Annotated in this window: 12 protein-coding genes and 1 pseudogene; 1 reads left to right on the plus strand and 12 read right to left on the minus strand. The window is 72.4% G+C overall.

Annotation, left to right across the window (positions count from 1 at the left end; translation table 11 throughout):
- On the minus strand, positions 1 to 425 hold a 425-nt coding region (gene pyrR, locus Q0R63_RS01555), incomplete at its 3' end, for a bifunctional pyr operon transcriptional regulator/uracil phosphoribosyltransferase PyrR (protein WP_295693008.1).
- Between the two features lie 181 nt (positions 426 to 606).
- Here pyrR and Q0R63_RS01560 point away from each other — a divergent pair.
- A complete protein-coding gene (locus tag Q0R63_RS01560; RefSeq protein ID WP_295692984.1) occupies positions 607 to 1,113 on the plus strand; it encodes a DinB family protein in 507 nt (168 codons plus the stop codon).
- 51 nt (positions 1,114 to 1,164) lie between these two features.
- Here Q0R63_RS01560 and nusB read toward each other — a convergent pair whose 3' ends face one another.
- From nusB to alaS, 11 genes and pseudogenes are all read right to left on the minus strand, one after another.
- Positions 1,165 to 1,578: a transcription antitermination factor NusB gene (gene nusB / locus Q0R63_RS01565; RefSeq protein ID WP_295692986.1), complete on the minus strand. Its 414-nt coding sequence runs from the start codon at positions 1,576 to 1,578 to the stop codon at positions 1,165 to 1,167.
- Between the two features lie 32 nt (positions 1,579 to 1,610).
- Complete coding sequence (gene efp / locus Q0R63_RS01570) at positions 1,611 to 2,171, minus strand: elongation factor P (protein WP_295692988.1); 561 nt, start codon at positions 2,169 to 2,171, stop codon at positions 1,611 to 1,613.
- Positions 2,172 to 2,287: 116 nt separating this feature from the next.
- Entirely contained in the window at positions 2,288 to 3,022 is a 735-nt protein-coding gene (locus Q0R63_RS01575; protein WP_295692990.1) for a dienelactone hydrolase family protein, read from the minus strand.
- Between the two features lie 151 nt (positions 3,023 to 3,173).
- A complete protein-coding gene (gene aroB / locus Q0R63_RS01580) occupies positions 3,174 to 4,259 on the minus strand; it encodes a 3-dehydroquinate synthase (protein ID WP_295693011.1) in 1,086 nt (361 codons plus the stop codon).
- A gap of 81 nt (positions 4,260 to 4,340) precedes the next feature.
- Positions 4,341 to 4,835: pseudogene (locus Q0R63_RS01585) on the minus strand (shikimate kinase); the annotation flags it as partial.
- Complete coding sequence (gene aroC / locus Q0R63_RS01590; protein ID WP_295692995.1) at positions 4,829 to 6,052, minus strand: chorismate synthase; 1,224 nt, start codon at positions 6,050 to 6,052, stop codon at positions 4,829 to 4,831. The gene aroC and the pseudogene Q0R63_RS01585, both read right to left, overlap by 7 nt.
- Positions 6,053 to 6,086: 34 nt before the next feature.
- On the minus strand, positions 6,087 to 6,857 hold the full coding sequence (locus Q0R63_RS01595; RefSeq protein ID WP_295692998.1) for a prepilin peptidase: 771 nt from the start codon (positions 6,855 to 6,857) through the stop codon (positions 6,087 to 6,089).
- Complete coding sequence (locus Q0R63_RS01600; RefSeq protein WP_366521062.1) at positions 6,854 to 7,744, minus strand: shikimate dehydrogenase; 891 nt, start codon at positions 7,742 to 7,744, stop codon at positions 6,854 to 6,856. Before Q0R63_RS01600 ends, Q0R63_RS01595 begins: the two co-directional genes overlap by 4 nt.
- Positions 7,745 to 7,754: 10 nt before the next feature.
- Positions 7,755 to 9,089 carry an endolytic transglycosylase MltG gene (mltG, locus tag Q0R63_RS01605; protein WP_295693001.1) on the minus strand — a complete coding sequence of 445 codons (1,335 nt, stop codon included), beginning with the start codon at positions 9,087 to 9,089 and terminating at the stop codon, positions 7,755 to 7,757.
- Entirely contained in the window at positions 9,086 to 9,739 is a 654-nt protein-coding gene (ruvX, locus tag Q0R63_RS01610; protein WP_366521063.1) for a Holliday junction resolvase RuvX, read from the minus strand. Before ruvX ends, mltG begins: the two co-directional genes overlap by 4 nt.
- 52 nt (positions 9,740 to 9,791) lie before the next feature.
- On the minus strand, positions 9,792 to 12,491 hold the full coding sequence (gene alaS, locus Q0R63_RS01615) for an alanine--tRNA ligase (RefSeq protein WP_295693003.1): 2,700 nt from the start codon (positions 12,489 to 12,491) through the stop codon (positions 9,792 to 9,794).
- Positions 12,492 to 12,630 lie beyond the last annotated feature (139 nt).

The raw sequence follows: 12,630 nt of genomic DNA on the forward strand, positions 1-12,630 counted from the left end.
CCGACGTGGTCGGCCCGGATCGGCAGCTCCCGGTGCCCCCGGTCGACGAGGACGGCGAGCCGGACGGCGCGCGGCCGCCCCAGCTCGGACAGGGCCTCGAGGGCCGCTCGGATGGTGCGCCCGGAGTAGAGCACGTCGTCGACGAGGACGACGACCTTGCCGTCGATGCCCCCGGTCGGGACCTCGGTGCGGGCGATCGGCCGGACCGGCTGATGGCGCAGGTCGTCGCGCTGCATGGTGATGTCGAGGCTGCCGACGGGCACGGTCGCCCCCTCGACGTCGACCATGATCGCGACGAGGCGCTGGGCCAGCTGCACCCCCCGGGAGGGGATGCCGAGCACGACGAGGTCGTCGGCGCCCCGGTTGTGCTCGAGGATCTCGTGCGCGATGCGGCGCAGCGCCCGGGAGATGTCACCGGAGCTCATCACCACGCGCAGGCGCGGGCCGGTCGGGGTGGGCTGGACAGCAGCAGACACCAGGACCTCCTTCCCCGCCTCTCAAGGACGGTGGTTAAAGGATGTCTCGTTCGAGAGCGCACTCTACCCGAGGCCCGGTCCGTATGCCGCGTCCTCCCCTCTGTCGGGCCCCCCGCCTAGGCTGCGCGTCATGGACCGATGGGAAGACCGCCCCCGGCCCCCCTTCGTCGGCAGCGAGCGCGAGGTGCTCGACGGCTGGCTCGACTTCCACCGCGCCACGCTCCTGCACAAGTGCGCCGGCCTGACGCCGGAGCAGCTCAAGGCGACCCCGCTCGGGACGTCGACGCTGAGCCTGCTCGGCCTCGTCCGGCACCTGACCGAGGTCGACCGGGGCTGGTTCCTCGACTACGCCGACGGCGGCTACCCCGGCGCCGTCTACGCCTCCGACGAGGACGAGGACGCCGACTGGAACGGCGTCGCCGACGCCGACGCGCTGGCCGATTTCGAGACGTTCCGCCGCGAGACCCAGGTCGTCCGCGATGCGCTGAGTGGTCATTACCTCGACCAGGTCGCCGCGTCGGACGGCCGGCAGATCAGCCTGCGCTGGGTCTACACCCACATGATCGAGGAGTATGCCCGGCACAACGGCCACGCCGACCTGCTGCGCGAGGCCATCGACGGGGTGGCCGGCGACTGAGCCGGCCACCTGACCAGCCGCCGGGACGTGAGCCGCCGGCTCAGAGCAAGCTCAGACGAGGGTCGGCTTGACCTCGGAGAGGCGCGCGAGCAGGCCGTTGACGAAGGACGGCGAGTCGTCGGTCGAGAGCGACTTCGCGAGCGCGACGGCCTCGGAGATCGCGACGGCGTCGGGGACGGCGTCGTTCCAGACCACTTCCCAGGCACCGATCCGCAGGATGGCCCGGTCGACCCCCGGCATCCGCTCGATCGTCCAGCCCTGGCTGTAGGTCGAGAGGAGGTCGTTGATCTCCCCCCAGCGGCCGACGACACCCTCGACGATCTCGATCGTGTACTCGTTCGGCGACGGCCCCTCGAACTTCCCGGAGAGCCGTTCGGCGAGGAGGTTCTGGGCGTTGAGCCCGCGCTGGTCGGCCTCGAAGAGGAGGTCCAGCGCGCGCTTGCGGGCCTTGCTACGAGCAGCCACCGGTCGTCAGTTCCGCTCAGGTCGTCGCGGGGTCAGCCGACGCGACCGAGGTAGGACCCGTCGCGGGTGTCGACCTTGATCTTGGTGCCCTGCTCGAGGAAGAGCGGGACGGCGATCTGGGCGCCGGTCTCGAGCGTCGCGGGCTTCGTGCCGCCCGTCGAGCGGTCACCCTGCAGGCCGGGCTCGGTGTAGGTGATCTCCAGGACCACGGAGGCGGGCAGCTCGACGTAGAGCGGGGCGCCGTCGTGGGTCGCCACGAGAGCGTTCTGGTTCTCCAGCATGTAGTCGGCCACCGAACCCACCACGACCCCGCTGACGTGCAGCTGGTCGAAGTTGTCGGTGTCCATGAAGACGAAGTCCTCGCCGTCCTTGTAGAGGTACTGCATCGTGCGCTTGTCGACGTTGGCCGACTCGACCTTGGTGCCGGCGTTGAAGGTCCGCTCGACGACCTTGCCCGACAGCACCGCCTTCAGCTTGGTGCGCACGAAGGCCGGCCCCTTGCCGGGCTTGACGTGCTGGAACTCGACGACGGACCAGAGCTGTCCGTCGATGTTGAGCACCATGCCGTTCTTCAGGTCGTTGGTCGACGCCACTGACTGACCGCACTTTCGTCTGGGAGGGCGCCGCGGCGGCATACGCAGGTCTGCATCGAGACGAGGGCGGCATGCCGGGACGCCGGAAAAGATCCGGAGGGAGGAACCGCAGGAGTCTACCGGGCGAGGTGCACGGAGAAGAACTCGCCGATCCGGCGCCACGCGTCGGCCGCCGCCTCGGGCTCTGGCCCGGCACCCGCGACGCGCAGCATCGGGCGCAGCAGCCAGGGCGAGTTCTCGGCGTCGTTGAGGAAGGCGTGCCCGGCCGTGGGGTAGACCTTGACGTCGTGGGCCGTCCCGTCCCGCGTGTAGATCTCCTCGAGCTTGGCCGGCACCTTGGCGAGCTGCTTGTCCTTGGCGCCATAGCTCGCGACCACGGGACAGCTGTCGCGAAGCGCCGTGTCGGGGTCGGAGGGGAGGAACCCGTAGTTGGCCGAGCTGGCGTCGTAGCCCGCGTCGGAGGCCGCGAGCAGCAGCGCGAACGCCCCGCCCATGCAGAAGCCGATGACGCCGGTGCCCTCGGTGGTGTCGCCGCGCGCCACGAGCCACTGCCGGCAGGCCTCGATGTCCTGGAACGCCGGACCCTTGCCGGCCCGCAGCGCGGAGAAGGTCGCCCGGAGGCAGCCCAGCTTGAAGCCCTTGGTGTAGAGGTCGGGGGCGATGACGACGTAGCCCATCGCCGCGAGGTGGTCGGCGGACCGCTTCATCACGTCGTCGAGGCCCCAGGCCTCGTGGACCATCACGACCCCGGGCAGGGGCTCGGTGCCCGGCGGCCGGGTGAGGTATGCCGTGAGGCGGGGTGAACCCCCGGTGACCGAGGTCTGCGCGCCGATGTCGACCATCTCTCCCATGGGAATACTCTGTCACCCCGTCCCCGTGTCACGCTCACCGCATACCCGCCTTCTTGCTTCCGCGTGGCCTGAAATCGGCATTGGAGGCCCCGATTCGGGCCATCCGCAAGCAAGAAGCCGGGGGGGGTGGCGGGACGCGCTCGGCGGCTCGCTACCCGGACACGGCGGCATACGCCGCGCGCAGGAGGTCCTCCGACGGGCCCTCGAGCCGCTGGGGGTCGCCGATCCCGTGCAGCACGACGAACCGCAGGAGCGAGCCACGGGCCTTCTTGTCGCGGCGCATCGCGGTCAGCAACTCGTCCCAGCGGTCGCCGCGATAGGTGGTCGGCAGGCCCAGGGACGTCAGCACCGCGCGGTGCCGCTCGACCACGGACGCGTCGAGCACACCGGCGAGGCGGGCCAGCTCCGCGACGTAGACCATGCCGACCGCGACCGCCTCGCCGTGCCGCCAGGTGAACGACTCCACGAGCTCCACGGCGTGGGCGAAGGTATGCCCGTAGTTGAGGATCTCGCGCAGCGACGACTCCCGGAGGTCGGCAGCGACGACCTCGGCCTTGACGCGGACAGCCCGCTCGACGAGCTCGCGCAAGGGGGGCCAGTCGGCGCCCGCGACCGCGAATCCCTCACTCGCGCCGTCGAGCTCGACGATCTCGAGGATCTCGGGGTCGGCGATGAACCCCGCCTTGACGATCTCGGCCATCCCGGCCGCCAGGTCGGCCATCGGCAGTGAGGCGAGCAGGTCGAGGTCGCAGAGGACCCCGACGGGCGGGTGGAACGCGCCCACGAGGTTCTTGCCCTCGGCCGTGTTGATGCCCGTCTTGCCGCCGACCGCGGCATCGACCATCCCGAGCAGCGTCGTCGGCACCTGGACGACCGAGACTCCCCGCAACCACGTCGCCGCGACGAAGCCGGCGAGGTCGGTCACCGAGCCGCCCCCCAGACCGACGACCGCGTCCGTGCGGGTGAAGCCGGCCCGTCCGAGCACGCCCCACAGGCGCGCGGCCTCGGCCGCGGTCTTGGCCACCTCGCCGTCCGGCACGGCTTCGAGGTATGCCGCGTGCCCGGCTGCCGTCAGCGCCGCACCGAGGGTGCGGGCCGCCTCCGCCAACAGACCGGCGTGGACCACGAGCACCCGCTCGGCCCCGGGGGGCAGCAGCTCGACCACGGCCGCCGGATCGGCGAGGAGGCCGCGACCGACGAGCACGTCGTAGTCGTCGCCGACCGGGATCCGGGTCACAGCTGACTCACCCGAGGCACCCGAGACACCCGAGACACCCGAGACACCGAGGGCGCCCAGCAGCGTCGCCGCCTCCGCCGCCACCTCGTCCGGCGTCCGACCGGCGGTGTCGACCCGGATCGCGCCGAGCGACTCGTAGACCGGGCGCCGGGCCTTCATCATCGCGATCCACGACCCTCGCGGGTTGACCGACAGCAGCGGGCGGGAGGTGTCGAAGCCGATCCGCCTGGCGGCGTCGGCGATCCCGACATCGAGGAAGACGACCCGGTGGCTGCGTAGCAGCTCCTGGCTGGCGGGGTCCATCGGTGCTCCCCCACCGAGCGAGACCACGCCGGTCTCCTCGGCCAGCGCCCGCGCCACCTCAGCCCGCTCGAGCGCGCGGAAGGCGACCTCGCCGTCGTCGACGAAGATGTCGGAGATCGACCGGCCGCCGCTCCGCACGATGGCCTCGTCGACGTCGTGGAAGGGCACCCCGAGGGCGGCGGCGAGCGCGGCGCCCGTGACCGTCTTGCCGGAGCCCGGTGGGCCGACGACCACGGCGACCGGGCGGGTGCCCCCCGAGGGCGGTGTCACCACGAGCGCAGCCGCTCGGGGATCGCCTCGAGGTAGCCGGTCAGGTTGCGCCGCGTCTCGATCACGCTGTCGCCGCCGAACTTCTCGACGCAGGCCTGCGCGAGGACGAGCGCGACCATCGCCTCGGCCACGACCCCGGCCGCGGGGACGGCGCAGACGTCGGAGCGCTGGTGGATCGCGGTCGCCGGCTCGTCGGAGACGATGTCGATCGTGTCCAACGCCCGCGGCACGGTCGAGATCGGCTTCATGGCGGCGCGCACGCGCAGCACCTGTCCGGTGGACATCCCGCCCTCGGTCCCCCCGGCGCGGTCGGTGCGGCGGTGGATGGTGCCGGACCCGTCGCGCTCCATCTCGTCGTGGGCCTGCGACCCGCGTCGTCGGGCGGTGCGGAAGCCGTCGCCCACCTCCACCCCCTTGATGGCCTGGATGCCCATCAGGGCTGCGGCGAGCTGCGAGTCGAGACGGCGGTCCCAGTGGACGTGCGAGCCGAGGCCCGGCGGCACGCCGTAGGCGACGACCTCGACCACGCCGCCGAGGGTGTCGCCGTCCTTGCGCGCGGCGTCGACCTCGGCGACCATGGCCGCCGAGCCCGCCGCGTCGAGGGTGCGCACCGGGTCGGCGTCGAGGCGCTCGACGTCGTCGGGGTGGGGCAGGGGGACGTCGTCGGCGACGCCGGCTGTGCCGATGGCGACGGTGTGCGACACGAGGCGGATGCCGTAGGCCTGGCCGAGGAAGCGGGCGGCGACCTCGCCGAGGGCGACCCGGGCGGCCGTCTCACGGGCCGACGCCCGCTCGAGGATCGGCCGGGCATCGGTGAAGCCGTACTTCTGCATCCCGACGAGGTCGGCGTGGCCCGGACGGGGCCGCGTGAGCGGCTTGTTGCGGGCGATCTCCTTCTCCGCGTTGACGTCGTCGGCCGCCGCGAGCGCGTCCTCGTCGACCGGGTCGGGGCTCATCACCGTCTCCCACTTCGGCCACTCGGTGTTGCCGATCCGGATCGCGATCGGTGAGCCGAGCGTCGATCCGTGGCGGAGCCCCCCGAGGAACTCGACCTCGTCCTGCTCGAACTTCATCCGGGCACCCCGGCCGAAGCCGAGCCGCCGACGGGCCAGGGCGGCGGCGATGTCGGAGCTCCGCACCTCGACCCCGGCGGGCAGGCCCTCGAGGACCGCGACCAGCGCCGGGCCGTGGGACTCACCAGCGGTCAACCAACGCAACATGAGCGAATCCTTCCACGGGGGTGGTCGGGCCCGGTCAGGGACCCGGGGTCGGGTAGCCGATGAACACGGCGGCGAGGCTGCCGATGACGATGAACGGTCCGAAGGCGATGTAGCCCTTGAGCCGCACCCGGCGCAGCGCGATCGCGACGAGCGAGAAGGCACCGCCGAAGAGGTAGGTCAGCACGATGCCCATCACCGCCTCACTCCATCCGAGGTAGCCGAGGGGCAGCGAGACGAGAGCGCCGAGCGTCGCATCGCCCAGCCCGAGGCCCCCAGGGACGAGCAGGGCCAGGGCGAGGTAGAAGAGGTAGCCGGCGACCCCGCAGATGGCCGCTCGCCCGAGGGCCCCCCAGTCGCCGGTCGTGAGGCTCGCCGCCGCCAGGAGGAGGGCGATGGCCGGGAGCGCTGGGAGCGTGAGCCCCTCGGGCAACCGGTGCACGTCGGCGTCGATCCACACCAGCGCCACCCCGACGCCCGAGAGCAGCAGGTATGCCGGCAGCATCGCGCCCCGGGCCAGTCCCCCGAGCTGCCAGGCCAGCAGGCCCCAGAGGACCGGGACGACCGCGGTGATCACCCAGGGCGCCCCGGGCAGCGGCCGCGGTTCGTGGGGCAGCGGCCCGAGCACCGGGCGCCGCTTCGCACCCCTGGGGTGGGGAAGATCGCCGACCGGCCGCAGGTCCTCGTCGTCGAGCCGGTAGCCCGTCGTCGCCAGTCGCCGCGCCAGGACCAGCCCGACCGCGAGCCCCGCGACGACCACGAGGACGACCACCCACGGCGGAGCCGACAGGGGGGCGATCCGGGTCACCGGCTGCTGCTGTCGGACACGCTGCTGTCGGACACGCTGCTGTCGAGCTCGGCGGCGAGGGCCGCGCGCATCGCATCGACCGGCGGCTCGTGCCGGGTCATCAACCGGACCTGCTCCGCGCCCTGGTGGAGCAGCATCTCGGTGCCGGGCACGACGGCATACCCCGCTCGGCCCGCCGCCAGCACGAGGGGGGTGGCACCGTCGCCGTAGACCACGTCGAGCAGGGCGCGCCCCCCTTCGGGAAGGGTGTCGGCCCAGGTGGAGGTCGCCGTCGGCGGGATGGTGCCGACCACCACCTCGACGACCTCGGGCCAGCGGCCCAGCGGTGTCTGTGCGACCTCGAGCCCCGCCTCCCTCGCCTGCGCGACCGTCTCGGGTCGGGCGGCGCCCCGCACCATGAACGTGACCCGGGTCGCCCCGAGCCGGCTGCCGGCCGCGACCGCCGAGCGGGCCGTCGCGCCGGAGCCCACGACGAGGAGATCGGTCAGCTGCTCGACCCCCGCCTCCTGGAGCGCGACGACGAGCCCGTGGACGTCGGTGTTGTCACCGTGCCACCCGTCGCTGCGACGAACGAGCGTGTTGATCGCGCCCGTCGCGCGGGCGAGAGGGCTCACGGCCGACGCGACGTCGAAGGCCACCTCCTTGAGCGGCATCGTCAGCGAGAGTCCCACCCACGTCGCGTCGAGCCCGGCCACGTGGGCGACGAGCTCCAGCGCGTCGACGTCCGTGGCGTCGTAGGACCAGTCCACCAGCCCGAGCGCCCGGTATGCCGCCCGGTGCAGCCCCGGCGAGAGCGAGTGGGAGACGGGATGGCCGAGCACGCCGGCCCGGCGCCGGGAGTCCGACGGCAGCGACGCAGGGAGGGTCAGCGATCGGGGCAAGGGCACGGACGTCCGCTCAGCACTTGCCCGGGTTGTCGGAGCACCATTTCTGGAACTCGGCGACGTACTGCTGGTGCTCGGCGTCCGTCGTCGCGAACTTGGTCTCCCCCGTCGCGGGGTTCACGGTGACGAAGTAGAGCCAGGGTCCGGCCTCGGGAGTGATCGCCGCGGCGAGCGAGACCTCGCCGGGGTTGCTGATCGGGCCGACCGGCAGCCCGTCGTGGACGTAGGTGTTCCAGGGGTTGGGGTTGGCCCGCTCGGCGTCGGTCGTCGTCAGGGCCCGTTTCTGGACGCCGTAGCTGACCGTCGAGTCGAGCTGGAGGCGCATCGGGGCAGCCAGGCGGTTCTCGATGACGCGGGCGATCTTCGGCCGGTCGGCAGCGAGACGCCCCTCGGCCTCGACGATGCTCGCGATCGTCAGCGTGCGCTCCATCGACGCGGGCGGGACCCTGAGCCGGGTCAGGACCTGCATCGTCTTGGCGACCATCTGCGCCAGCTGCTCCGCGGCAGTCGACCCCTTGGCGAACTCGTAGGTCGCCGGGAACAGATAGCCCTCGAGGTTGCCCTTGGCCTGCGCCGGCAGCCCGAGGTCCGCGGTGTCCTTCGCGGCAGCCACGTAGTCGGAGACCGGGAGACCGCTCGCCTTGGCCAGCAGCGCGAAGGTCTCCGACTCCCAGAGGCCCTCACGGATCGTGACGCGGGGCACCGACCGGCCGGCGGGGTCGAGCAGCAGCGCCAGCGCCCCCGCTGCCGTCATCTGCGATCTCAGGGTGTAGCTGCCGGGCTGGATGGTGTTGCCCTTGGGGTCGGCGGCCGCCGCCTGAGCGAACGCCCGGGCGGTCTTGACCACGCCGGCCGCCTGGAGGGTGGCCCCGATCGCGGAGGCGGTGTCACCGTCCTTGACCGTGATCGCCACCTCGCCGGTACCGGGACCGGGATAGTCGCCGCTCTCCGAGGAGAAGGACAGCAAAGGACGGAGGTAGGTCACGGCCGCCCAGCCGGCCCCCGCCACGAGCGCGAGGGTGACGAGGAGGACGATCACGCCCCGGACCCGGCGGCTGCGGCCACGACGCCGGTCGCGCTGCTGCTCCCGGACCTCGGCCCGGGTGACCGGCAGTGCCTCGTCGTCGAAACCATCATGGCCCTCGTAGGCCTCGTACGCCTCGTGGGTCTCAACGGTCTCGTAGGTCTCGTCCGTCTCGTCGGCGAACGGGTCGGCCGGCTCGTCGGCGAACGGGTCGGCCGGCTCCAGCGGGTCGAGCAGCCCGCCCGGGTCGCCCGGGTCGCCCGGCTGGACCGGGTCGCGGAGCTCGTCGAGGCCCCGCGGGCCGGGATGGCGAGGATCGGTCATCGGGGTTCCTCTGTCTTGGTCACGCGGTCGTTCCCACCGGTGGAGTCCCCCACGGACTCCCCGGAGCCCGGGACGGGCTCCACCGATCGGCCTGCCGGTGTCTTCTTCCGTCGTCGTGGTCGCGCACCGACCGCCTCGGTGAGCCTGCTGGGCCGGACCAGCTCCCCCGGCGCCCGTCCGGAGGCGCGCTCGGCGTCGAGTGCGTTCTGGAGGATGAGCACCGCGGCGGCCTGGTCGATCACGGCACGTTGCGCACGACCCGCTACGCCGCTCTCGCGTAGTCTGCGGTGCGCGTCGACCGTGGTCAAGCGTTCGTCGACGAGGCGCACCGGGGTCGGGGCGAGCAGGGTCGCCAGCTCCACGGCATACGACCGTGCGGTCGCGGCCGCTGCGCCTTCGGCGCCGGTGAGCGAGCGTGGGAGCCCGACGACCACCTCCAGGGCGTTCCGTTCCGCCGCGACCTCGACCACCCGGTGCTGGTCGGCTCCGCCGAGGGCGTCGCGAGCGACCGTCTCGACGGGGGAGGCGAGCAGACCCGACGGGTCGCTCGCCGAGAGCCCGACCCGGACGCTCCCGACGTCCACACCCAGCCGCACGCCGGTGCGCGACGACGTGCTCACACCGTCGGTGACCGGGGTGCCGTCGCTCATCGACCCAGTGGACCACATCCCGCCCCGGGCGTGTCGCGCCGCGGTGGGCGCGTCAGCCGCGCTCACGCAGCGCGATCTCGACGGCCCCCAGCGCGTCCGACACCTTGGCGGGGTCGGTCCCACCACCCTGGGCCACGTCGTCCTTGCCGCCGCCGCCGCCGCCGAGCTGCTGGGCCGCGGGCCGGACGAGCACGCCGGCCTTGACCCCCGCTTCGCGGGCCGCCGCGTTGGTGGCGACGATGACGACGGGACGCCCACCGGCCGCGCCGGCCATCGCGACGACCGCGGCGCGGTCGTTCCCGAGGCGCTGGCGCACGTCGAGGACGAGGGTGCGCAGGTCGTCGGGGGCGATGTCGCCCGCGTCGTGACTGACGAAGCTCACGCCACCGAGGTCACGTGCCGTGTCCACCAACCGGCCGGCCCCCGCGAGGGCCTTCTCCTGACGCGCCGAGGCGATCTCCCGCTCGGCGTCCTTGAGCCGCGCGAGGATGCCTGCGATGCGCTCGGGCAGCTCTTCGGGGCGGCCCTTGAGCACCTCCGTCAGCTGGCCGACGATGGCGTGCTCACGGGCGAGGTAGGAGTAGGCGTCGGCGCCGACGAGCGCCTCGACCCGGCGCACGCCCGAGCCGATGGACGACTCGCCGAGCAGCTTCACGAGACCGAGCTGGCTGGAGCGCTGCGCGTGGGTGCCGCCGCAGAGCTCCCTCGCCCAGTCGCCCACCGAGATCACCCGCACGGCGTCGCCGTACTTCTCGCCGAAGAGCGCCATGGCCCCGCTGGCCCGCGCCTCGTCCTGGGTCATGATCTCGGCGTGGACCGGGAGGTCGTCGAGCAGCAGGGCGTTGACCTTCGCCTCGACGTCCATGAGGACAGTCGTCGGGACCGCCTGCTGCGCGTTGAAGTCGAACCGGAACCGGCCGGGCGCGTTCTCCGACCCGGCCTGGGTCGCGGTCTCCCCCAGCGCTTCACGAATCGCCTTGTGCACCATGTGTGTTCCCGTGTGGGCACGCGAGATCGAGCGGCGTCGCTCGACGTCGACCTCGGCCTGCACGAGCTCACCCTCGGCCACCTCACCGAACACGACCGTCGCCCGGTGGACGACGAGCCCGGAGATCGGCTTCTGGACGTCGCGCACCTCGACGATGGCGCCGTTCGCGAGCTCGATCCGGCCGCCGTCGGCGAGCTGGCCGCCGCCCTCGGCGTAGAACGGGGTGCGGTCGAGGACGAGCTCGATGTCGTCGCCGGTCCGGGCCTCGTGGACGTTCTGCCCGTCGCGCATGATGCCCGCGACCCGGCCCTCGGAGACGACCTCGTCGTAGCCGGTGAACTCGACGTCGTGGCCGATCGCGTCGGCGATCCGCCGGTATGCCGAGGTGTCACCGTGCGCGCTCTTCTTCGCCCGCGCGTCGGCCTTGGCCCGGTCGCGCTGCTCGGCCATCAGCCGGCGGAAGCCGGGCTCGTCGACCTCGACGCCCTGCTCCGCGGCCATCTCGAGGGTGAGCTCGATGGGGAAGCCGTAGGTGTCGTGGAGGGCGAACGCCTGGGCACCGCTCAGCTGCTGCGTCGTGTCCGGCGCCTGCTTCAGACGGTTCACCGCGGTGTCGAGGATCGTCGTTCCCGAGGCGAGGGTGCGACGGAAGGCCTCCTCCTCGGCATACGCGATATGGCTGATCCGGCCGAAGTCGGAGCGCAGCTCGGGGTAGGAGCGGCTCATCACCTCCATGCTCACCGGAAGCAGCTGCGGCAGGCTCGGGTCGTCGTAGCCGAGCAGCCGCATCGAGCGGACGGCCCGCCGCAGCATCCGGCGGAGGACGTAGCCGCGGCCCTCGTTGCCCGGGATCACGCCGTCGCCGATGAGCATCAGGGACGTGCGGACGTGGTCGGCGACGACGCGCAGCCGGACGTCGTCGGGGTGGCTCCGGGAGGCGACGTGGCTGGGGTTGGCGCCGTAGACCTTGCCGGTCATCTCGGCCGCGCGATCGAGGACGGGACGGACCTCGTCGATCTCGTAGAGGTTGTCGACGCCCTGCAGGACGCTGGCGAGCCGCTCGAGCCCCATACCGGTGTCGACGTTCTTCGCGGGGAGCGGGCCGCGGATGTCGAAGTCGTCCTTCGCCCGGACCTCGCTCAGCTCGTCCTGCATGAAGACGAGGTTCCAGATCTCCATGTAGCGGTCCTCGTCGACCGTGGGTCCACCCTCCTGGCCGTAGGTGGGGCCGCGGTCGTAGAAGATCTCGCTGCAGGGTCCGCCGGGCCCGGCGATCCCCATGTGCCAGTAGTTGTCCAGCTTGCCCCGTCGGACGATCCGCTCGGCCGGGATGGCGGTGAGCTCGAGCCAGAGCGCGGCCGCTTCGTCGTCGTTCTCGTAGACGGTGGCCCACAGCCGCTCGGGGTCGAGGCCGTAGCCGCCGTCGGACGTGGAGGTGGTGAGGAGCTCCCAGGCGTAGCTGATGGCGCCGGACTTGAAGTAGTCGCCGAAGGAGAAGTTGCCGTTCATCTGGAAGAAGGTCCCGTGCCGGCTGGTCTTGCCGACCTCCTCGAGGTCGGGCGTCCGGACGCACTTCTGGACGGAGGTGGCCCGCGCGAACGTCGGCGTCTCCTGACCCACGAAGTAGGGGACGAAGGGCACCATGCCGGCGGCGACGAACAGCAGGTTGGGGTCGTCGAAGGGCAGCGGCACCGAGGGGACGACGGTGTGACCGCGGCTGGAGAAGTAGGTCAGCCAGCGGCGGCGGATCTCAGCGGTTTCCATGTTCTGTTCGGTTCCTCGAGGTCGATGGTCGGGAGCTGCGGTCGGGGGCGGGGCACGGATGTGCGCGTGCCCCTACCGAGCTCGCGGACCCGCCGGGTCGTCGAGCAGCGCGCGGATGCCGTCGGCGTCGAGCCGGCGG

This window comes from Lapillicoccus sp., assembly GCF_025353065.1.
In the GTDB taxonomy this organism is placed as follows: Bacteria; Actinomycetota; Actinomycetes; order Actinomycetales; family Dermatophilaceae; genus Lapillicoccus.